The sequence below is a fragment of the Luteimonas dalianensis genome, assembly GCF_049339425.1.
GTDB classification, from domain to species: Bacteria; Pseudomonadota; Gammaproteobacteria; order Xanthomonadales; family Xanthomonadaceae; genus Luteimonas; species Luteimonas dalianensis.
Genome location: NZ_JBMPPO010000002.1, coordinates 236120 through 257117 on the forward strand (window position 1 = coordinate 236120; position 20998 = coordinate 257117).

The following is a 20998-nucleotide window of genomic DNA, read 5'->3' on the forward strand; positions in this document are numbered from 1 at the left end:
TACGGGCTGGCTTACGTGGTAGGCCTACACCTTCACCACGCTGGATCAACTGATCGAAGATTTCTGGGCGGATGTAGCCCAGCTGTGAGGGCATCATGAACGAAGACATCCTGACCATCGGCGTGGCCAGCGTGGCCGAAGTGAAGGCCCGCACGAAAGCTGCTGGGCGCGGCAAGCGCGATGCCATGCCGCGCTATACCTTCACCAGCGGCGAAGACCTGCTGCGTACCCTCAATCCCAACCGCTGGGGATTGTTGGCGGCACTGGCGGGCGCGGGTCCGCTGGGCGTGCGTGAGCTGGCGCGTCGGGTCGATCGCGACGTGAAGGGCGTGCACACCGATGCCGCGGCGCTGGTGGACTGTGGCCTGCTGGAAAGGACCGAGGCCGGCGCGCTGCTGTTTCCCTACCAGGGTGTGCATGTGGAATTCGAAGCCCGCGCACGGGCGGCCTGACGGTGGCGCGGGTGCTGGTTGCAACAGGCCCACGGCGGCCGAACGCCATGGAGGAGTGACCGGGGCGATGGCCGGACGTTCGAAACAGGGCAGGCGGTGGCGGCGGCGCGGGATCGCGCTGTGCCTGCTGCTGCTGCCGATGCAGGCGCTGCCGGCGCAGGAGCCTGCGCTCGAACCTGCCCTCGGACCTGCCCCCGGGCACGCTCCGGAAGCGGTGGCGCTGAGCTTCGGGCAGGCCCGCGAGCGGCTCGGGCAGGTGTCCGATGCGCTGGCCGCCTCCGATGCCGGGGTGCGCGGCAGCCGCGAACTGTCGGCGGCGGCGCGGCGGCTGCGGGTGCCGGAGGTGTCGCTGGAGGCGCGCTACCTGGAGTTCCAGAAGACGCTCGACCTGCCGCTCGGCTCGCTTGCGCCGGTGGCCGAGGCGTTCGGCATCGAGAGCCCGCTGCGATTCCGCGAGCGCGACCGGCGCATGCGCCCGGTGCTGACCGCGGTGCTGCCGCTGTACACCGGCGGGCAGATCCCGGCCGCGCAGGCGGCGGCGGACGCTGCGGTGCGCCAGGCCGAGGCCGAGCGCACCGACCAGGCGCAGACGCTGACTTCCGAGCTGGTGCAGGCCTATTTCGGCCAGATCCTGGCCGCGCGGGTGCTGGAGGTGCGGCGCGAGGTGCGCGACGGCATGGCCCGGCACCTGGCCCATGCGCAGCGGCTGGAGGAAGAGGGCTTCGCCACCCGCGCCCAGCGCCTGCAGGCCACGGTGGCGCGCGATGCAGCCGAGCGCGAACATGCGAAGGCGGTCAACGACCACGCCGCGGCCGCCGAGGCGCTGGCGCTGATGCTGCGCAGCGGCGGGCCGGTGGCGCCGTCCACGCCGCTGTTCGTGGTGAGCGCGCCGCCCGAGCCGCTGGAGGCGTTCACCCGCACCGCGCTCGAACGCCACCCGCAGATCGCGCGCATGCGCGCGCTGGGCGACCAGGCGGCCGAGGGCGTGCGCGTGCAGCAGGCCGCGCTCAAGCCGCAGGTGTTCCTGTTCGGCCAGTACGACCTGTACCGCGATGACGCGCTGATCACCGACACCGACTGGGCGGTGGGCGTGGGCCTGCGCTACAGCCTGTTCTCCGGCCAGGCCCGCCCGCGCCGGGTGTCGGCCGCGCGCGCGCAGCACGAGCAGGCGCTGGCGGGGCTGCGCGAGGCGGAGAACCGGGTCTCGATCGGCGTGGCCCAGGCCTGGAGCGCGATGGACAGCGCGCGCCGGCAGTTCCTGCAGCTCGATACCAACATCGAGCACGCGCGCGAGAACCTGCGCCTGCAGGAGCTGTCCTTCCGCGAGGGGCAGTCCACTTCGCTGGACGTGATCGACGCGCGCCTGGGCCTGGGCGCGACGCTGGTGGAACACGCCCAGGCCGCCTACGAATACGACCTCGCGCTGGCCCGGCTGCTGGAGATGAGCGGCCAGTCGGCGCGTTTCGGCGATTACATCCGCATCGCGGACCGACAGGTACTGCCACCATGAACGACACCGCGCCCGCCCCGACGCCCCTGCCCGAAGACGCGCCGCCGCCCTCGCGCCGCGGCCTGCGCGCGGCCCTGCTGGCGATCGTCGCGGTGGTGGTGCTGGGCGGGCTGTGGCTGGCGTTCCGCAGCCCGGCCGACCTGGTGCAGGGCACGGTGGACGCCGACAGCGTGGACGTGGCCGCCAAGGTCACCGCCCGGGTGGCGGCATTGCACGTGGCCGAGGGCGCGCGGGTGGAGCCGGGCGAGCTGCTGTTCGAACTCGACAGCCCGGAGGTGGAGGCCAAGCGCCGGCAGGCGCGGGCGGTGGCTGATGCGGCCCGGGCGCAGGCGGACAAGGCCGAGGCCGGCGCGCGCGAGGAGGACATCCGTGCCGCGGAGGCCAACTGGCGGCGGGCCCGGGCCGGCAGCGAGCTGGCGGCGTCCACCTTCCAGCGCCTGGACCGTCTGTACGCCGAGGGCGTGGTGACCCGGCAGCAGCGCGACGAGGCGCGGGCGAAGTCGATCGACGCCGGCGAGCAGGCCCGCGCCGCGCGCGCGGTGTACGAACAGGCGCTGGCGGGGGCCAGGGAAGAGGATCGCGAAGCGGCGCAGGCGCAGCTGCGCCAGGCCGAGGCCGCGGTGGCCGAGGTGGAGGCGGCCGAGGCGGAAGTGCGCGGGCACGCGCCGGTGGCCGGCGAGGTGTCGCGGCGGCTGGTGCGGGTGGGCGAGCTGGTGCCGGCCGGCTACCCGGTCTACACCCTGGTGGACATCGACCACCCGTGGGTGGCCTTCCACCTGCGCGAGGACCAGTTCGCCGGGCTGGAGCCCGGCCACAGGCTGCGCGGCGACATCCCGGCGCTGGCGCTGGAGGGGGTGGAGTTCGAGGTCGGCTTCATCAGCCCGGCCGGTGATTTCGCCACCTGGCGCGCCACCCGGCAGTCGGCGGGCTACGACGTCAGGAGCTTCGAGGTGCACGCGCGCCCGGTGGCAGCGGTGGAAGGCCTGCGGCCGGGGATGAGCGTGCTGTTCGCATGGCCGCAGCGCTGACGCCGCCGGGCGCGCGCGAAGCCTTCGTCCGTTCGGCGCTGCGCGAGTGCGCGCGGCTGCGCGCCGACCCCTGGGACCTGGCCCTGGCCACCTGGATCCCGCTGCTGGCGCTGGCGCTGCTGGCCTGGGCGTTCTTCGCCGGGGTGCCGCGCGAGCTGCCGGTGGCGGTGGTCGACCATGACCACAGCGGCACCAGCCGCAGCCTGGTGCGCATGCTCGACGCCTCGCCCGGGCTGCGCGTGGCCGAACGGCCGACCGATCTGGAGCGGGCGTGGTCGGGCGTGCGTGCCGGGCGCACGTTCGCGGTGGTGTACGTGCCCGAAGGCGCGGAGCGCGCAGTCCGCCGTGGGGAAGAGGCCACCGTGCCCGCCTGGTACAACGCCAGCCACCAGACCGCCGGCCAGGCCGCGCTGCGGGCGATCGGCGACGTGGTGCAGGCGGCCGGCGCGCAGGCGGCGGTGGCCGACCAGGCGCGGCTGCAGGGGCCGGGCGCGGTGCGCGCGCCGCCGCTGCGGGTGCAGGCCTCGGTGCTGGGCAACGCGGCCCGCAGCTACGAACACTTCCTGCTTGGCCTGCTGTTCCCGGCGGTGCTGCACCTGGCCGCCTGCCTGGCCATGGTGGTCGCGCTCGGGCGCGAGCTACGCGACGGCAGCGCGGGCGCCTGGCTGGACGGCTGCGGCGGCCGCCTGCTGCCTGCGGTGGCGGGCAAGCTGGTGCCGTACCTGCTGCTGTTCACCGCCTGGGCCACGCTGGGGCTGGTGTGGCTGGCGGCGGTGCGCGGCGGCGGCGTGGCCGGCAGCGCCGTGCTGCTGCTGGCCGGGTATGCGGCCATGCTGCTGGCCTATGCCGGCGTGGCCCTGCTGCTGGTCGGCGCGCTGCGCAACCTGGGCACGGCGCTGTCGCTGACCGGGCTGTACGCGGGCACGTCGCTGGCGTTTTCCGGGGCCACGTTCCCGCTCCAGGGCGCGCCCGCCTTCGCCCGGGCCTGGGGCCACCTGCTGCCGTATACGTCCTACCTGAAGCTGCAGGCGCAGCAGCTGGAGCTGGGCGCGGCGTGGACGGTGTCGCTGCCGCTGCTGGGCGGGCTGTTGCTGTTCGCGGCGGTGACCGGGGGCGCTGGCCTGTTCCTGTACGGCCGCGCGGCCCGCGATCCGGCCGCCTGGGGGCAGCGATGAGACGGGCCGTTGATGCGTTCGGACAGACCCTGCGCGCGGTGTTCACCGACCGCTACGCGCTGGTGACGCTGATCGGCGCGGCGCTGCTGTATTCGGTGTTCTATCCGCTGGCCTACCGGCACCAGGTGGCCACCGGCTATCCGGTGGTGGCGGTGGACCTGGACCGCACCGCCGCCAGCCGCGCGCTGCTGCGCAAGGTGGACGCGGCGCCGGCGGTGCGGGTCGCCGGGCATGCGGATTCGATGGCGCAGGCGCGCGAATGGATCGTGCGCGGCGAGGCGGACGGGATCGTGGCGGTGCCGGCCGGGTTCGAACGCGAGATCGGGCGCGGCGGCCAGGGCGGGCTGGCGCTGCTGGGCAGCGGCGCCTTCCTCGGCCGCGCCGGCAGCGTGCTGGAAGGATTGGGCGAAGCGGCCACAGCCTTCGGCCGCGACGCGGCGCTGGAGCAGGCGCGCTTTGCCGGCGCGCCGGCCACCCCGCCGCTGCGGCTGGTGGCGCGGCCGCTGTTCAACACCCGCGAGGGCTACGGCAGCGCGGTGGTGCCGGGGGTGGCGCAGCTGATCGTGCAGCAGACCCTGCTGATCGGGATGCTGGTGATGGCCGGCACCCGCCGCGAACGCATGGGCCGGCTGGCGTTCTCGCGCCCGGGCCTGCTCGGGGTCGCCGCGGCGTTCGCGCTGATCGGCCTGGGCAGCATGCTGTACTACAACGGCTTCGTGATGTGGTTGCAGGACTACCCGCGCGGAGGCAATCCGCCCGGGGTGCTGCTGGGCGGGGCGCTGTTCGTGGCCGCGGTGGTGGCCTTCGCGCTGTTCGTGGGCAGCTTCTTCCGCACCCGCGAGCGGCCGTTCCAGCTGCTGATCGTGACCTCGCTGCCGCTGTTCTTCCTGTCCGGGCTGTCGTGGCCGCACGCGGCGATGCCGCAGCCGCTGGCGTGGCTGTCGAAGCTGGTGCCGTCCACGCCCGGCATCAACGCCATGGTCAAGCTCAACCAGATGGGCGCCAGCCTCGGCGAGGCGGCGCCGGAACTGTGCAACCTCGCGCTGCTGGCGGTGCTGTACGCCGCGCTGGCCGCCTGGCGCTACCGGCCGGCCGCGGGGCCCGGGCTGCCCGGCGCCCGCGCGGAAAGCCGGTGAACCGCCCGGTCAGGCGTCCCCGGAAGGCGCTTCGTCCGCTTCCGGCCGCGGGTGGTCGCGGTGGAACAGCTCCCACTCCTCGATCACGGTGCCGTCCGGCAGGTGGCACATGCCGCCCTGGTCGCCGGTGTCGCCGGTGACGATTTCCAGCGTGCCGCCCTGGCTGACGCAGTATTCCGACGCCGGGTTGGCCATCCGGGCGGGCGCGCCGGCCTCTTCGGTCGCTTCCGGAGCCGCCGCCGGTTCCGGCGCCGGCTCCGGCTTCGGCGCGGGTGTGCAGCCCGTGGCGAACAGGAGGGTGGCGAAGACTGCGGCGGTGATCCCTGCGTATCCGTTCAAGGCGCTGCTCCAGCTGGGACAAGTGGAAGGTGGCCCGGGGCGGCCGCCGGATGCCTGCCGTCAACCGCCGCGCGCGCTCCGGACGGCCGAGGATATCGCAGGCGCCCGGGACGGGGCGATGATGGCGAAGGACGGCGTGCGTCTCCGTGCGGTCAGTCCAGGTGCCGCAGCTTGTCCGGGTTCCTGACCACGTAGATGGCGGTGATCCTGCCATCCTCGATGTCCAGCGCGGTGGTCTGCAGAACGCCGTCCGCTTCGCGGGTGACGAAGCCGGGCAGGCCGTTGATGAATGCGGTGCGGACCAGGTGGGAGCCGTTCTTCGCGTAGTGGCCCGCCAACACGCCCAGCAGGCGCAGGACGCGCTCGTGGCCAAGCAGCGGCTTGATGGCCGCGGGCCGCTTGCCGCCGCCGTCGGTGTGGATCTCGACGTCCTCGGCCAGCATCGCGCCCAGCTGGCCAAGCGCGGCGGGGTCGCCGGTGTCCGCCCGGCTGCAGGCGGTGGTGGCCAGGGCGGTGGCGCCCAGGAACAGCGCTGCGAGCTGGATGTGTGGGGACATGGTTACTCCGTCGGGTCGGTATCGGTCTGGGGGAGCGCGCCGAAGCGGCGGCGCAGGGTGTCTGCGAGGCTGGCGCCGGTGAGCTCGCCCAGGTGGGTGTCCACCAGGCGGCCGTCGGTGTCGAAGTAGAGCGTGGTGGGCAGGGCGCGGGCGCCGGTTTCGGCCATGGTTCGCGAGTGCGGGTCGCGCAGGATGTCGCGCAGGTCCAGCCCCTCTTCGAGCAGGAACCGGCTGATCGTGTCCACGTCCTCGCCCTGGTTGACCAGCACGAAGGCGACGTCCGGGTAGGCGGCCTGCGCGCGCTGGAGCACGGGCATCTCGCGGCGGCAGGGCGGGCACCAGGTGGCCCACAGGTTCACGACCATCGGGCCGTCACTGTATTGGTCCAGGCCCACCGGGCTGCCGTCCAGCGTGGTCAGTGCGATGTCGGGCAGGGGCGGTGCGCTTTGCTGCATCCACCACAGCGCGCCCCCGGCGGCGGCCCAGGCCAGCAGGCCTGCGGCGATGCCGGCCAGTACCGGCCGGCGCAGGACGGTCGCTGCCCGGGTGCGCCAGAGCGCGAATGCGATGCCCGCGAGCACGCCGGCCCACCAGATGAAGCCGCCGTCGCCGATCTGGATGATCGCCATTGGCGCGGCGGCGTACTCGCGCCACCACAGCGCCACGTAGGCCGCGCGCGCGACCAGCAGGCCGACGAACAATGCATCCACGACCAGCGCGCCGGCCGGCTTGTACGGCGCGCCCGGCAGCCGTCGGGCCAGCCAGCGGGCCACGCCCCAGGCCACCAGCGCGGCAAGCACTACCAGCACCGCACGGATCGGAAATGGCCCAACGCTCATCATGCGGCGCTATTGGATCACACCCGGGCGCGCTTACTCCTCGCCGTTGCTGTCCTCTTCCTGGCCGGCCGCATCCGGCCCGGCATCCGGCGCTTCCGGAACCAGCCCCGCATCCGGCGGGGTCTCCACCGCCGGCCCGCCGATCCGTGAAATCCGCCAGACCGTGTTGGACAGGTCGTCGGCCACGATCAGCGCGCCGCGCGGATCCACGGTGACGCCCACCGGGCGGCCGCGGGTGGTGCCGTCATCGTCGCGGAAGCCGCCGGCGAACTCGATCGGGTCGCCGGACGGGCGGCCGTTGCTGAAGGGCACGAAGATGACGTTGTAGCCGACCGGGTCGGCGCGGTTCCAGCTGCCGTGCTGGCCGATGAACACGCCCTCGGCGAACTCCGGCCCCATCACCGCGCTGGAGAAGTCCAGTCCCAGCGCCGCCACGTGCGAGCCCAGGGCGTAATCCGGAGTGATCGATTGCGCCACCTTTTCCGGGTTTTCGGGACGCACGCGCACGTCCACGTTCCGGCCCCAGTAGGCCCAGGGCCAGCCGTAGAAGCCGCCTTCCTGCACCGTGGTGAGGTAGTCGGGAGTGAGGTCGGGGCCGAACTCGTCGCGCTCGTTCACCACCGCCCACAGCTGGCCGCTGCCGGGCTGGACGGCCAGCGCGGTGGGGTTGCGCAGGCCGGTGGCGTACTGGCGATGCAGGCCGGTCTGGGCATCGATCTCCCAGATCATCGCCCGATCCTGCTCGGCCAGCATGCCGCGCTCGGTGATGTTGCTGTTGGAGCCGATGCCCACGTACAGGAAGCGGCCGTCCGCGCTGGCGGTCATGGCCTTTGTCCAGTGGTGGTTGATCTCCGAGGGCAGCGGGGTGAGCTCTTCCGGCTCGCCGGCGGCCCGGGTCATGCCGGGCTGGTAGTCGAAGCGCACCACCGCGTCCTGGTTGGCCACGAACAGGTCGCTGCCGACCAGGGCCAGGCCGTAGGGCGCGTCCAGGTCTTCGGCGAACACGGTCTGCAGCTCGTAGTCGCCGTCGCCGTCGGCGTCGCGCAGCAGGGTCAGGCGGTCGCCGCTGGGCACCGAGGTGGTGCCCCGGGCCTTGATTACGTTGGCGATCACGTCCTTGGGCTTGAGCGCGGGCGCGTTGCCGCCGCGGCCCTCGGCCACCAGGATGTCGCCGTTGGGCAGAACCAGCATCTGCCGCGGGATGCCCAGGCCGGTGGCGATGGCGCGCACTTCGAAGCCTTCGGGCACCACCGGCAGCAGGTCGCCCCACTCGTCCGGTTCGGCGATGGTCATGTTGGGCAGCACGCCGCGGCGCGGCTCGGGCAGCTCCGGGTCGGAACCGAACTGGCGTTCGATCGGCTGCGGAGACGGGTTGCAGGCGGCCAGCGCGAGCGCCAGGCCGGCGGCCAGCGTGGCGGGCATCAGGTGGCGGCGGTTCATCGTGGCGCTCCCAGGCGGGGAGGGCAGAAGGCGATCCAGGTGGCGGCGATGATCAATGCGGTGGCGATCACCGAATACACCAGGCTGCCGGGCATGCTGGCCCAGGCGTCGCGGGCGTGGTGCAAGGCATTGAAGAAGCCGACGACCCAGGCCACGGCCAGCACCAGCAGGTAAAGCACGCCGCCGCGGGTGCGGCGCGCGGGCGCCAGGTTGAACAGCGCGAACACCAGGGCCACCCCGGCCAGCACCAGGCCGCCGGCGATCAGCCAGGAGGCGAAGTTCTGCCACTGGATCTGGTAGGTGCGGAAATAGGCGATGTCGCTCAGCAGCGCGCCGGCGAACAGCGGGATGACCCCTGCCAGGAACACCGCGTGGACTGGATGGATCGGATGGGACGGGCGAACCGGGCCGGCGTGGGCCGCGGGGACGTCCCGCCCCGCTTGGGCAGCCTGGGCCATGATGCTCCTCCTTGGGTGGAGCCGGGGGACTCGGCTCGACCCTGCCACGACCGGCCTGACGGCAGCGTGCACGCGGACATCGGGCGTAGGGGGCGCCAACGCGCGCCCGTAAACGCGCAACGCCCCGGCTTGCCGGGGCGTTGCGATGGAAGTACCGCCGGGCCGGGGCCCGCGGACGTGGCTACTGGATGGTGAACTCGCGGCTTTCGACCGCCTGGCCGTCGATGCTGATGTCCACGGTGTAGGTGCCCGTGGGCCAGGCGTCCGGGTTGCTGACGCGGAAGTTGGTCACGTCGTTGCCGCGGAAGGCGATCGATTCGGTGCGCTCGTCCACGAGCTGGCCGTCCTGGTACGTCCAGCGCACGCCCAGGGTGCCGGTGGTTTCGCCATCGGCGTCGTGGCTGGTGCTGACGGCGGCGAAAATGGTCTCGGTGTCGGCGCTGAAGGTGGTCAGTGGCTCGGTGACGGCGCGGTCGTCGCCGACCTCGGTGCCGAACTGCACGTCGGTTACGCGCACGGTGTCGATGGCGGTGCGGGGTGCGGATTCGGTCATTGCCGGCGGGGTTTCCAGCGCGCCGGTGGCGGCCGGTTCGGTGGCGGCCGGCTGTTCGTCACGGCCGCAGGCGGCCAGGGCGACGGTGCCGGCGAGCAGGGCGGTGATCAGGTAGCTGTTTTTCATGCGTGCGGTTCCTTCGGCTGTCATGGCTGGGGGCGCGGCTCAGGGGATCTTCAGGGTCTGGCCGGGGTGGATCAGATCCGGGTCGTCGAGCTGGTCGCGGTTGGCCTCGAAGATCTCCTGCCAGCGGTTGGCGTTGCCGTAGAGCTTCTTGGAGATGGCCGACAGGTTGTCCCCGCTCTCGACGGTGTAGGTTCTCGCGCCCCCGTCATCCACGCGCCTGGCGCTGGTGTCGGAGGATCCGCTGACCTTGCTGAAATCGGCCTTCGGCTCGGCATCGACCTTCCTGGCCGTGCTGTCCGAGCCACCGGTGACCTTGCTGAAGTCGGCCTTTTTCGGGGCGTCGTTGCCGCTGCCGCTGCTGCCGGGGTTGAGCGAGAGTTCGCTCGGATCTTTGGATGGAGGACTCATGCCTGGCTCCGTGGTTGTGGTACGGGCAGGTTGCAGAGTCTCACGAGGGTTGTTAAGCGAAGATCGCGGTGCCGTGAACCGGCCGTGCGGCGTTACTGGCGTTCATCGCGCAGCGCGGCCGGCGGCGGGTGGCCCGGCGTGGCCCGCCAGGGATTGATGTCCAGGCCGCCGCGGCGGGTGTAGCGCGCTTCCACCGACAGGCGTTGCGGCCGGCAGCGGGCCATCAGGTCGCAGAAGACCTGTTCCACGCACTGCTCGTGGAAGCCGGAGTGGTCGCGGAAGGAGACCAGGTAGCGCAGCAGCCCGGCGCGGTCGATGCGCGGGCCGCGGTAGTGGACGTGCAGGCTGGCCCAGTCCGGCTGGCCGGTGACCGGGCAGTTGGACTTGAGCAGGTTCGAGCGCAGGGTCTCTTCCACCGTTGCGTCGGGGTCGGCGTGCAGGAGCGTGGGGTCGGGTGGGCCGTAGCTGTCGATGGTGACGTCGAGGGCGTCGATGGATTCGGCGGTGCCGACATCCGTCTCCATGGGCGGAAGCCCGAAGGCCACTTCGACTGGCGCGCCGGCGGCGCGGGACAGGTCGGCGGCGATGCGTGCGCGCAGGTCTTCGGCGCTGTCGAAGCGGGCGGCGTTGAGCGAGTTGAGGTAGAGCTTGAGGGACTTGGATTCGACCAGGTTCGGCGAGCCTGCCGGCACCAGGAAAGTGGCCGTGGCAACGACGGGCTTGCCGCGCCCGTCCAGCCAGGCCAGCTCGTAGGCGTGCCAGCGGTCGTGGCCGGTGAAGGGCAGGCGCGTATCGACCAGCCCGATCGCCGCCCGGCCCTGCGCGCGCGGGATCGGGAACAGCAGGCCCGGGTCGTAGCGCGTGGGATAGGCGGTGGCGCGGCCCAGGCCGGAATCCTGCGGAGTGTTCATCCCGGCATTTTACGGCTGCCCCGCCGTAGGAGCGCGCCAAGCGCGCTCCTACGGGGTGTGGAGGTAGTCGAGGGAGAGTTGCAGCATGGCGCGCAGGCCGAGGTCGAGGGCGGATTCGTCGACGTCGAAGTGCGGGGAGTGGTTGCTCGGTGCTTCGGCCGGGTCTTCGCCCACCGGCGTGGCGCCGAGGAAGAAGAACACGCCCGGCACTTCGCGCGCATACATCGAGAAGTCCTCCGCGCCCATCACCAGCGGCATCTCGATCAGCTTGCCCTCCCCCGCCGCCGCGGCAAGGCTCGGCCGCATGCGTTCGGTCAGGGCCACGTTGTTGAAGGTGACCGGGTAGCCCTCGCGCACCGGGATGCGCGCTTCCACCGTGGCGCCGTTGGCCGCGGCCACGTGTTCGGCCACGTGCCCCAGGCGCGCCAGGATGTCGGTGCGCATGGCGTCGTCGAAGGTGCGGATGGTGCCGGTCAGCTCGACTTCGTCGGGGATGATGTTGTGGCGGATGCCGCCGTGGATGGTGCCGAAGGTGAGCACCGCCGGCTGGTGGCTGATGTCCATCTGGCGGCTGACGATGGCCTGTGCCTGGGTCACGATCTGGGCTGCGGCCACCACCGGATCCACCCCGCCCCAGGGCCGCGAGCCGTGGGTCTGGCGGCCGATCACGCGCATGTCGAAGGTGTCCGAGGCGGCCATGGTCGGGCCGGCACGCACCGCCAGCGTGTCGGCGTTGAGGGTGCTGAACACGTGCAGGCCGAACACCGCGTCGGGCCGGAAGCCTTCGAAGATGCCCTCTTCCAGCATCAGCTTCGCGCCGCCCTCCTCGCCCTCCGGCGCGCCCTCCTCGGCCGGCTGGAACACGAACAGCACCTCGCCCGGCAGCTCAGCGCGCATGTCGGCCAGGGCCTCGGCCACGCCCATCAGGATCGCGGTGTGGGCGTCGTGGCCGCAGGCGTGCATCACGCCGGTCTGCTGGCCGTTGAATTCGGTGGTGGCGGTGGAGGCGAACGGCAGGCCGGTCTGCTCGGTCACCGGCAGCGCGTCCATGTCCGCGCGCAGGGCGATGCGCGGGCCGGGCAGGCCGCCCTTGAGCACCGCGGTAACGCCGGTGTGGGCGATGCCGGTCTGCGGCTCCATGCCGAGCGCGCGCAGGTGCTCGGCGACCAGCCCGGCGGTGCGGACTTCGCGGTTGCCCAGCTCCGGGTGCTGGTGGATGTCGCGGCGCCAGGCGATCACCTTGTCCTGCAGCGCGGCGGCGGCGGCGGTGACTTCGGTACGCTGCTGCGGCGCCGGCGCGTCCTGGGCGGCCAGGGCCGCGGAGAGCAGCAGCGCGGGAGCCGCAAACGCGGCGGCGAAGGCGGGGCGGAATCGCGACATCGGCATGCTCCTGTTCCGGATCGGCCCATCCTAGCGCAGGCCCCGCGGGTGGCTAGAACAGGCCGGCGCCGCCGCCGCCGGCGGGGCGGCTGCGCTTGTTGCGCGGGGCGTCGGGGTCGGGCTCGGGCCGCGGGGGCGGGGCTTCGTGCCAGCGCCGCACCACGCGCTGGAAGAACAGGTTGTTGGGCACCCGCAGGTTCGCCGTGGCGCCGTCCTCGCGGGTCTCGCGCAGGATCACGCAGATCAGGTTCATGTCCACCACCTGCCCGCCCACGCCGCGCGCCTCGTTGCCGTCCAGCAGCTCGATGTGGTCGTACAGGCGGAACGGCCGGGTCACCAGCAGCAGCACCGCGCAGAAGATGTTGGACAGCACGCTCCAGGCGGCGAAGAAGGCGATCGCCGCGACCGCGGCAAAGCCGGTGAAGGCCGTCCACAGCACCGCGCCGGACACGCCCAGCGCTTCGAGCACCAGCAGCAGCGCGCCGGTGCCGACCAGGAACGTGACCAGCTTGCGCGTGCCCAGGACCACTTCGGCCGGCAGTTCGTAGCGGGCGCTGAGGCGGCGGATGACCCGCACTGCCAGGGTCCGCAGCAGCCAGGCCGCCAGCACGATCAGCGTGATCTGCAGCAGCGGGATCGCCACGCCCAGCCACGCATGGGTCCAGACCGGTAGGTATGCCTTCATCGGCGCATTCTATCCGCGCCCGCGGCGCCCGGTTTTGCCCGCCCCCTTGGCCGAAGGCGGACCGGGCCTACGGGCGCGGCCAGCAGCTGGAGGACACCACCATGGGCTGGCGCTTCCCCAATCCGGCCCTGGAAGAGCGCTACGGCACCGAATCCATGCCGCAGACCGGCGAGAACGTGGCCGGTCGGCCGACGCCTTCAACGCTGCGCTGGTGGATTTCCTGCGCTGATCCTGCGCTGACCTTCGACCCGGGCCCCCGGCCCGGGCAGTCCGTTATGCTTGCCCACTTCCTGCCGCCGGTGGCGGCAGCAATCCAGTCACGGCAGGTGTCATGAACGAGGCAGAAGGCAACACCCTCTCGCGCGGGCTGAAGAACCGCCACATCCAGCTCATCGCCTTGGGCGGGGCGATCGGCACCGGCCTGTTCCTGGGCACCTCCACCGCCATCGGCCTGGCCGGGCCGTCGATGCTGCTGGGCTACGCGGTGGCCGGGGTGATCGCGTTCCTGATCATGCGCCAGCTCGGCGAGATGGTGGTCGAGGAGCCGGTGGCCGGGTCGTTCAGCCACTTCGCCTTCCGCTACTGGAGCGATTTCGCGGGCTTTCTGTCGGGCTGGAACTACTGGGCGCTGTACGTGCTGGTGAGCATGGCCGAGCTGACCGCGATCGGCATCTACGTGCAGTACTGGTGGCCGGAGATCCCGGTGTGGGCGTCGGCGCTGGCGTTCTTCGTGCTGGTCAACGGCATCAACATGCTGCACGTGCGCCTGTTCGGCGAGATGGAGTTCTGGCTGTCGACCATCAAGGTGACGGCGATCATTGCCATGATCGGGTTCGGCGCGTGGCTGCTGGCCAGCGGCAGCGGCGGGCCGGACGCGTCGATCAGCAACCTGTGGGATCGCGGCGGCTTCTTCCCCAACGGCGTGGGCGGGCTGCTGATGGCGATGGCGGTGATCATGTTCTCCTTCGGCGGCCTGGAGCTGGTGGGCATCACCGCCGCCGAGGCCGATGACCCGGGGCGCACGATTCCCAAGGCCACCAACCAGATCATCTACCGGATCCTGATCTTCTACATCGGCGCGCTGGGCGTGCTGCTGGCGCTGTACCCGTGGGATCTGGTGGAAGAGGGCAGCAGCCCGTTCGTGATGATCTTCCACTCGCTGGACGCGACCGCGGTGGCGACGGTGCTCAACGTGGTGGTGCTGACCGCGGCGCTGTCGGTCTACAACAGCTGCGTGTACTGCAACAGCCGCATGCTCTACGGCCTGGCGCTGCAGGGCAACGCGCCCAAATCGCTGACCCGGGTGAACCGGCGCGGGGTGCCGGTGGCGGCGCTGGCGGTGTCGGCGGCGGCCACCGCGGCGGTGGTGGCGATCAACTTCTTCATGCCCGAGGGCGCGTTCGGCATGCTGATGCTGCTGGTGGTGGCGGCGCTGGTGATCAACTGGGCGATGATCTCCATCACCCACCTGATGTTCCGCCGCCGGATGCGGGCCGAAGGCCGCAGCCCGGCGTTCCCCAGCCCCGGCGCGCCGGTGACCAACGTGCTGTGCCTGGTGTTCCTGGCCGGGATCCTGGTGGTGATGTGGTTCACCCCGGGCATCCGCACCGCGATCCTGCTGATGCCGGCATGGCTGCTGGTGCTCAGCGCGATGTACTGGCTGCGCAAGCGCCAGGGCGGGGGCCGCCCCGCGGCGCCGCAGGCGGAAAGCTCGTGACAACCGGAAACGGGATCGACATCACGGCGTAACCAGGCCGCCGGACAATGGCAGCCGCAGACACGATGTCTCTCTCTCCCCATCCGCCTGCATCGAATGCCCGGACCTCTCCTCCGGGCATTCTTTTTTGGTTCTTTACCTGTCCCCGGCCCCGGGCTGCGCGCGCTGCTGCTGATCCAGGTGCAGGATGCGCCTGATCTCCAGGATCGCCAGCGCGGTCTGCTGCACGCTGTGGCCGGAGGTGATGACCTCCTCCGACAGTGCGCCGGGCAGGTGCGCGCTGGCGTAGGGCACCAGGCCGTCGTCGGACTGCTCCAGGGCAACGTCGGGGTCGAGCCGGGCGATGATCGAGTGGTAGGGCAGCGTCGGCGAGATCGGCAGATCCGCGGCGGCGCGGACGAACGGGTTGTTGCGATCGAGGTTGTCGATGCTGTTGGGCATGTGTCCGGGGCCGTCCCCGTCGCCGGCGTGGGCCTCCGGAAACAGCAGGGCATCGCCCAGCTCTTCGACCAGGGTCAGCGGCAGGCGTACCAGGCGTGAGATCCAGCGGCCGAGGGTGTGACCGGCGACTTCGGTTCCCCGGTGCGGCGTGGCGATGAAGACCGCGCGTGAAATCCCCGGGAACGGTTGGAACCGGAGCATCGGCTCGAGCCGCGGCCGGATCCGCGCCAGGCGCTCCGGATCGGGGTCGCGTGCGGCCTGGAACCATTCCCACAGCTCGGTATCGGCGCTGGAGACCATCAGCCGGGAGATCAGCCCGCCCATGCTGTGGCCGATCAGCACGATTTCCTGCGATGCGGCCGCGGTGCGATCCGGGTCGAAATGATCCAGCGTGTCCTCCAGCAGGGCGCGGATCGCGGCGTGGTTGAGCACCACCGGCATGTTGGTGGGGTAGTAGACCTGCCAGATCTGGAAATCGCGCCGCAGCGCCTCGTCACCCTGGATCTCGTTGGCCAGGTTGACCCACGCCTCCGGGCTGCTGGCCAGCCCGTGCAGCATCAGGATGATCCGCCGGTCCGGGTCGTAGGGCTGCATGAGGTACAGGTGCGGGCGGTCGATGCCGTCCTCGCGGCCGAACAGCGTGCGCAGCGACTCCAGGTTGAAGCCCGAGCGCGCCAGCCACAGGCCGTAGCCGGCGGTGAAGTTGGCCGCCAGCGGCACCCGCTGTCCGTTCACGACGATGCTGTCGCTGGCGTAGGGGTCGTGGACTTCCACCCGCACCTGGTTGGAGGCCATCACCGCGTCCAGGTCGTCGTTGTCGAAACGGAACAGCACGGTGATGCCCGGCGAAGGCATTTCGCTCCACGCGGGCGGCCGCGGGCGTTGCCGGGGGCGTTCGCCGGCGGCGGGGCCATGTGCGGGCGCGTGGTCGGGTGCCGGCGCGGAAACCGTCGTCGAAGCGCCGTCCATGACCGCCACCAGCTCGGCACCGAAGCCGTCGCGGCGCCAGATGCTGCGCAGTCCGGTGAAGGCCAGTGACGCCGCCGGCAGCAGCTCCTGCGGCGGGCCGGCATCCTGCGGCAGGCGCACGCTGTCCAGGTCGACGTGGAACGTCCAGCCGGCGCGCCGCATGTCGCGTTCAAGCAGCGTGTCCACGTCGTCATCGGCCTGGTGAACCATGTTCTCCTTGAACAGCAGGGTGGAGGCCTCCTGGACGGCGTAGTTGTACCAGTCGCGTACCTGGGTCTGGCGGTCCTCGAACGCGCGCTCGCCCGGCATGCGTCCGGTGAAGAACAGGTAGGCATACGCGTGGCGGACGGATTCCATCAACGCCTGCAGGCGGGTGTCCTGGTCGCCGGCTTCCAGCGAGATCGCATGCTGCAGCCACAGCTCGGCAAGCGCCGACAGCCGCCGCTCGTCGCCCAGGCCCACGGCTTCGCCCATCGCCTCGATGCACGCGACCGAAGGCGCTGCGCAGCCGTCCTGGTCCAGGCCGGAGACGCGGATCGCCTGCGCGGTCTGCGCGCTCAGCTCGCCGGTGGTGAGGATGTCGCCGCGCTGCAGCGCGATGTACTCGCCCGGTGACATCGGCTCCACCGCCACCGACGGACTGAACTCGCGCAGGATCGTGCAGCCGCCGAGGAAGCAGACCAGCAGGCAGGCGATGACCAGCCGCCGTGTCGCATGCCAAGGGCCGAACGCTTGGGGGGTCATCGTGGCATTGGGTCCGGGTGCGGATCGCGTGCCGGGATTCTACCCGGACGCCCTGCGCTTCCCGGTGCCGGCGCGCCTGGCCTTTCCGGCGGGCTTGGATTCGTCGCCGGGCTGCAGGAGGCCCGCGGCGTTCATCCGCTCCAGCCACGACAGCGTGTCCAGGTAGCCCATGAAGTGCTGCAGGTAACCCGGCGAGACGGTGCGCATCAGCGCCAGGGCACGGTGGGCGAGGCTGGCCGAATTGAGCGGGCCGGCGCCGGCGGGCGGCGGCTGCAGGGCGGCGCGCACCTGTTCGCTGGCGCGCTGCCGTGAGCGCAGGTGGCGGAATTCCTCCAGCGCGGGCAGGTGCGGGTAGTCGCCGGCGGCCAGGCCGATGGCCCGCAGCGCAGCGCCGCGTTCGCGCGCGTTGCGCTGGAGGAGTTCCAGCACCGAGGCGAGGGTCTCCTGCTCAGCCATCGGCCGGCACCGGCGCCTGCCGCGGCACCGGTGCGATCTCCACCCGGCGGTTGCGGGCACGGCCTTCGGCGTCCTCGTTGGACGCCACCGGATGGCGGTCGCCGAAGGCGGCGGCGAACAGCGACGACGCCGGCACCCCGCGTTCCACCAGCGCCCGGGTCACGGTGAGCGCGCGCTGGGCGGACAGGTCCCAGTTGTCGTCGAAATGCAGGTTGTCGGCGTGGATCTGGCGGTCATCGGTGAAGCCGCTGACCATCAGGATCTCCCCGCGTCCGGCCAGGTACTGCGACAGCGGTCCGGCCAGGGAGTCCAGCAGCGCCTCGCCTTCGGCTTGCAGGCGGTCCGAGTTGAGGGCGAACAGCAGGCTGCCGCTGATGCCGATGCGGCCATCGGCCAGGGTGATGCGCCCGGCCGCCAGCGGCGCGGCGAGCGCCTGCTCCAGGGTCTGCCGGCGCTGCCGCTCCGCCTCGCGCTGGGCCACCTCCTCCTGCAGCTGGATCTCCATGTGCAGCTGCACGCCGATCACGCCCACCAGGATCAGCACGAACGCGCCCAGCAGCACCGCCATCAGGTCACCGAAGGCGGCCCAGATGGGGGTGGCGGAGCCGTCGCCCTCTTCCAGCGCGGCGCTCATGCGGCGCCGGCTCCCCCGGCCCCGGCGCCGGTGTCGTCCTGGCCGGCGAGCTGCTGCAGGCTGCCGATGATCTGGCGCTGGGACAGCACGCTCAGATCCACCACCTCGCGGGCTTGGGCCACGTAGTAGGCGAGCTGTTCGTCGCTGCGGGCCAGCGAGCGCTCCAGTGCGGCTTCGATGGCCTGCAGGCGTTCGACCAGCCCGCCGCTGGAATCGGCGAAGGCCTGCACCGCGCCGCCGAGCGACTGGCCCAGGGCGGCGACGTCGCCGGCGCCGGCATCCAGGCGCTCGCCGGCCTGTTCGAGCCTGCCGCCGCCGGCGTCGATCTGCTCGTCGAAGCGGGCGCCGACGCGTTCGAGCAGGTCGGCCGAAGTGGTCACCAGCGCATCGATCGCCTCGCGCTGCTCGCCCGAAGCGCGGTTCACCGCGGCCAGCAGGGTGTCCAGGGTTTCCAGCATGCGGGTGCGCTCTTCCAGCATGGCGCTGTCGCGCTTCATGCCTTCGTCCAGCGCCTGGCGCAGCGCGGTGATGGTCTCGGCCGCGGCGCGCGGGCCTTCGGCGGCCGCCTGCACCAGGGTGGAGACTTCGGCGATGGTGTCGGTGGCGTGGGCGCGGGCCTGGGCGGAGGCTTCGCTCCACTGCGTGCGCAGTTCCTCGCCCAGGGTGGCCAGGCCCTCGTGCCAGGCGGCCAGCCGCGCCTCGTCGCGCCCGGCCTGCTGCTCCTGCTGGCGCGCGTGCGCGTTCCCGATGTCCTGGAGCAGGGCCGCGGCGTGGCGGGCGAAGCCCTCGGTGGCGGCGGCCAGCGCCTGTTCGCTGCGGGCGGCCAGCGCCTCGTGGCTGGCCTGCTGCCCGGCCAGGCCCTCGGCCCACGCGGCGGCCATGGCATCGCTGGAGGCCCGGGTGTGTGCATCCAGCCGATCGATGAGCTCGCGGCTGCGCCGGTCGAAGCCTTCGTCCAGCGCCTGCATCGCGGCCGAACCGCGCTCGCTGACCGCCTGCAGGTGCTGCTCCGACGCCTGCAGCACCGCGCCGTGGGTGGCCCGGGCCTGCTGCGACAGGCCGGCCATGGTGGACTCGACCACCGGCGCCAGGGTCTCGCCGGCAATGCGCGCGCCCTCGGCGGCGCTGGCCTGCAGCGACCGGCCGACCGACTGCGCAAGCTCGCGATAGGCCGCTTCGGTGCTGGCGTGAAAGGCCTCCTGCTGCGTGGCTTGCCGCTCGTGGGCGGCCTGCGCCTGCTGCTCCAGCGCGGCCATCATCGACTCCAGCCGTTCCACCAGCGCCGGCACCGCCGACGCCTGCCGCTGCAGCAGATCCAGCGCCTGCTCGCGCTGGTGGGCCTGGGAATGCCCGCGCAGGGTGGTGGCGATATGCGTGTCCAGGCCCTGCACCGCCTCGATCCGCTCGCGCCGCACCAGCGCCGACAGCAGGCCCAGCGCCGCCGAACTGGCCACGCCGGCGATCGACGCGCCAAAGGCCACGCCCAGCCCGCTCACCGGCGCGGCCAGCGAATCGCGCACCGCCTGCAGGTCGGTCGCGGTCTGCAGGGCCATGCCCGTGCCGCGCAGCGTCAGCACCATGCCCAGCAGCGTGCCCAGCATGCCCAGCAGCACCAGCGTGCCCACCAGATAGGGCGTGAGCGCAGGCGTGGGCAGCCCGGCGCGCCCGCCTTCCACCCGCAGCTGCACCGCGCTGCGCAGGGACGGATGTAGCCCCTGCAGCCACTGCGGCAGGGCCGGCGGCGCCTCGCCGTCCAGCGCGTCCAGCGCCTGCCGCAGCGAGCCGGTGGCCTGGCGGTAGCGGTAAAGCTCCCACGCGCCCAGCAGGTACAGCGCCGCGATCAGCAGCGTCACCAGCAGCGCCGGCAGGTTGCTGCCCAGATAGCCCAGCCCGACCCAGCACACCGCGGCGAGGCCGAGCACGAATACGAAAATGCCCAGGGGAGTGGTTTTCATCTTGTCCTTGTCAGGGGCTGCGAAGGGCCGCGAGCAGGCCTTCGACGGGTTGGAAGCGCAGATCCAGCTCGGCCAGCAGCAGGTCGCGCACTTCGCGGCGGAACAGCGGCAGCCAGGCTGGCTCGCCGTCGTCGGGGGAAGGGGGTGGAGCGTCCTCGCCGTCCGCGGAAGCCGGCCGCTGCAGCCGCTCGAAGCCCACCGCGACCGCGGCTGGCAGCGAGGCCAGCAACCCCGCCTCGCGCGGGCTGAGCGCCGCCTCCATGGCCGCATCCACCGCGGCCAGCCGGGCCTGCTCCGCAGAACCGGCGGCCAGGCACTCGCGCAGCTCGCCGCGCAGGCGGCCCGTGGTCCCGTGCATCGCGCGCTGGATGGACTGGATGTGCTGCTGGAAGGGCGTGAAACCGGCCGAAGCCGGGGCTGCAGCCGGGCCACGCTCGATGTCGGCGGCCAGCGCCGCGCGTGCGCCGGCGCACTCATCGACCAGTCGGCCGGCGTCCGGCGCACCCCCTTCAGCGGGCTCCGCCGGCGGCGCATCCAGCGCCCGCGACAGCGCCACCGCCTGCGACCAGGCGATCCATTCGCCCAGCCGCGCACCCGGCGCCATGGCAGGCGCCGCCGGCGCCGCGCCCGTGGCGCGGGCGAGCAGGAGGGCGAGGGTGGGGGCGTCGACGGGCGCCGGAGGGGAGGCGTGCACTGGGGTGTCTGGCGAAAAAACCGCCATTCTACCGTGCCCCGGAGTCGCGAATGCGATCCCCCACGGATGTCACGCGGCTTCGCGCGCATGGCGCGCTCCTACAGGAGCAATGCCGCCGCCGTCGGAAAACGCCATGGGCACCCGGCGTCCGGCATCCGGAGAACCGCCACCACCGTTGGAGTGAGCCCTGCCCGGGGAGCGGGGTATATCGCGACAAGCAATACATGGATGTATTGCGCGCGCGTCAGGGCAGGACGCCCTGCCGCGCGAAAAGCGATATACCCCGCTCCCCGGGCAGGGCGTCTCACCGAAGCCCAGTGGGGCGTCCTTCCGAAGCCCCAGCCGGGCGCCCCGGCGCGCCGGAAGGCAACCCCGCCACCGGGTATCATTA

21 protein-coding genes and 1 pseudogene are annotated in these 20998 nt (G+C 72.2%); 7 read left to right on the forward strand and 15 right to left on the reverse strand.

The window, feature by feature from the left end; genetic code table 11:
• Positions 1 to 95 precede the first annotated feature (95 nt).
• From ACOZ90_RS03290 to ACOZ90_RS03310, 5 genes are all read left to right on the forward strand, one after another.
• Positions 96 to 452, forward strand: coding sequence for an HVO_A0114 family putative DNA-binding protein (locus tag ACOZ90_RS03290; protein WP_422892207.1), 357 nt, complete (start codon positions 96 to 98; stop codon positions 450 to 452).
• Positions 453 to 519: 67 nt separating this feature from the next.
• A complete protein-coding gene (locus ACOZ90_RS03295) occupies positions 520 to 1962 on the forward strand; it encodes a TolC family protein (protein WP_422892208.1) in 1443 nt (480 codons plus the stop codon).
• Complete coding sequence (locus ACOZ90_RS03300) at positions 1959 to 2990, forward strand: HlyD family secretion protein (protein WP_422892209.1); 1032 nt, start codon at positions 1959 to 1961, stop codon at positions 2988 to 2990. The genes ACOZ90_RS03295 and ACOZ90_RS03300 overlap by 4 nt, the downstream gene beginning before the upstream one ends.
• Positions 2975 to 4165, forward strand: a complete 1191-nt coding sequence (locus ACOZ90_RS03305) for an ABC transporter permease (RefSeq protein ID WP_422892210.1) — start codon at positions 2975 to 2977, stop codon at positions 4163 to 4165. Before ACOZ90_RS03300 ends, ACOZ90_RS03305 begins: the two co-directional genes overlap by 16 nt.
• Positions 4162 to 5301, forward strand: coding sequence for an ABC transporter permease (locus ACOZ90_RS03310; RefSeq protein WP_422892211.1), 1140 nt, complete (start codon positions 4162 to 4164; stop codon positions 5299 to 5301). The genes ACOZ90_RS03305 and ACOZ90_RS03310 overlap by 4 nt, the downstream gene beginning before the upstream one ends.
• 9 nt (positions 5302 to 5310) lie before the next feature.
• Here the strand turns inward: ACOZ90_RS03310 and ACOZ90_RS03315 are convergent, their stop codons facing one another.
• The 10 genes from ACOZ90_RS03315 to ACOZ90_RS03360 all read right to left on the reverse strand — a co-directional run bounded on the left by ACOZ90_RS03315 (position 5311) and on the right by ACOZ90_RS03360 (position 12997).
• Positions 5311 to 5640, reverse strand: a complete 330-nt coding sequence (locus ACOZ90_RS03315) for a putative hemolysin (protein WP_422892212.1) — start codon at positions 5638 to 5640, stop codon at positions 5311 to 5313.
• Between the two features lie 152 nt (positions 5641 to 5792).
• Positions 5793 to 6197, reverse strand: a complete 405-nt coding sequence (locus ACOZ90_RS03320) for a sigma-70 family RNA polymerase sigma factor family protein (protein ID WP_422892213.1) — start codon at positions 6195 to 6197, stop codon at positions 5793 to 5795.
• Positions 6198 to 6199: 2 nt separating this feature from the next.
• Positions 6200 to 7036, reverse strand: a complete 837-nt coding sequence (locus tag ACOZ90_RS03325) for a prolipoprotein diacylglyceryl transferase family protein (RefSeq protein WP_422892214.1) — start codon at positions 7034 to 7036, stop codon at positions 6200 to 6202.
• Between the two features lie 33 nt (positions 7037 to 7069).
• Positions 7070 to 8476 carry a PQQ-dependent sugar dehydrogenase gene (locus tag ACOZ90_RS03330; RefSeq protein ID WP_422892215.1) on the reverse strand — a complete coding sequence of 469 codons (1407 nt, stop codon included), beginning with the start codon at positions 8474 to 8476 and terminating at the stop codon, positions 7070 to 7072.
• Positions 8473 to 8934 (reverse strand): DUF2231 domain-containing protein, encoded by a 462-nt coding sequence (locus ACOZ90_RS03335; RefSeq protein ID WP_422892216.1) that lies wholly within the window; start codon positions 8932 to 8934, stop codon positions 8473 to 8475. Before ACOZ90_RS03335 ends, ACOZ90_RS03330 begins: the two co-directional genes overlap by 4 nt.
• A 181-nt stretch (positions 8935 to 9115) precedes the next feature.
• Positions 9116 to 9613, reverse strand: coding sequence for a lipoprotein (locus ACOZ90_RS03340; protein ID WP_422892217.1), 498 nt, complete (start codon positions 9611 to 9613; stop codon positions 9116 to 9118).
• A gap of 39 nt (positions 9614 to 9652) precedes the next feature.
• Entirely contained in the window at positions 9653 to 10021 is a 369-nt protein-coding gene (locus ACOZ90_RS03345; protein ID WP_422892218.1) for a LysM peptidoglycan-binding domain-containing protein, read from the reverse strand.
• Between the two features lie 92 nt (positions 10022 to 10113).
• A complete protein-coding gene (gene queF, locus ACOZ90_RS03350) occupies positions 10114 to 10932 on the reverse strand; it encodes an NADPH-dependent 7-cyano-7-deazaguanine reductase QueF (RefSeq protein WP_422892219.1) in 819 nt (272 codons plus the stop codon).
• Positions 10933 to 10980: 48 nt separating this feature from the next.
• A complete protein-coding gene (locus tag ACOZ90_RS03355) occupies positions 10981 to 12312 on the reverse strand; it encodes an amidohydrolase (protein ID WP_422892220.1) in 1332 nt (443 codons plus the stop codon).
• A gap of 52 nt (positions 12313 to 12364) precedes the next feature.
• Positions 12365 to 12997 (reverse strand): mechanosensitive ion channel domain-containing protein, encoded by a 633-nt coding sequence (locus ACOZ90_RS03360; protein WP_422892221.1) that lies wholly within the window; start codon positions 12995 to 12997, stop codon positions 12365 to 12367.
• Positions 12998 to 13041: 44 nt separating this feature from the next.
• Between ACOZ90_RS03360 and ACOZ90_RS03365 the strand changes: the two are divergent.
• Positions 13042 to 13185: pseudogene (locus ACOZ90_RS03365) on the forward strand (3-oxoadipyl-CoA thiolase); the annotation flags it as partial.
• A gap of 143 nt (positions 13186 to 13328) precedes the next feature.
• Positions 13329 to 14714 carry an amino acid permease gene (locus tag ACOZ90_RS03370; protein WP_422892222.1) on the forward strand — a complete coding sequence of 462 codons (1386 nt, stop codon included), beginning with the start codon at positions 13329 to 13331 and terminating at the stop codon, positions 14712 to 14714.
• A 135-nt stretch (positions 14715 to 14849) separates the two neighbouring features.
• Here ACOZ90_RS03370 and ACOZ90_RS03375 read toward each other — a convergent pair whose 3' ends face one another.
• From ACOZ90_RS03375 to ACOZ90_RS03395, 5 genes are read right to left on the reverse strand one after another with little or no spacing between them, the layout of a single operon-like run.
• Positions 14850 to 16868, reverse strand: a complete 2019-nt coding sequence (locus ACOZ90_RS03375; protein ID WP_422892223.1) for an alpha/beta fold hydrolase — start codon at positions 16866 to 16868, stop codon at positions 14850 to 14852.
• A 39-nt stretch (positions 16869 to 16907) separates the two neighbouring features.
• Positions 16908 to 17384 (reverse strand): DUF2894 domain-containing protein, encoded by a 477-nt coding sequence (locus tag ACOZ90_RS03380; protein WP_422892224.1) that lies wholly within the window; start codon positions 17382 to 17384, stop codon positions 16908 to 16910.
• Positions 17317 to 17958, reverse strand: a complete 642-nt coding sequence (locus tag ACOZ90_RS03385) for an OmpA family protein (RefSeq protein ID WP_422892225.1) — start codon at positions 17956 to 17958, stop codon at positions 17317 to 17319. Before ACOZ90_RS03385 ends, ACOZ90_RS03380 begins: the two co-directional genes overlap by 68 nt.
• Entirely contained in the window at positions 17955 to 19913 is a 1959-nt protein-coding gene (locus ACOZ90_RS03390) for a DUF802 domain-containing protein (RefSeq protein ID WP_422892226.1), read from the reverse strand. The genes ACOZ90_RS03385 and ACOZ90_RS03390 overlap by 4 nt, the downstream gene beginning before the upstream one ends.
• Positions 19914 to 19923: 10 nt before the next feature.
• Positions 19924 to 20607, reverse strand: coding sequence for a DUF3348 family protein (locus ACOZ90_RS03395; protein ID WP_422892227.1), 684 nt, complete (start codon positions 20605 to 20607; stop codon positions 19924 to 19926).
• Between the last annotated feature and the right edge of the window lie 391 nt (positions 20608 to 20998).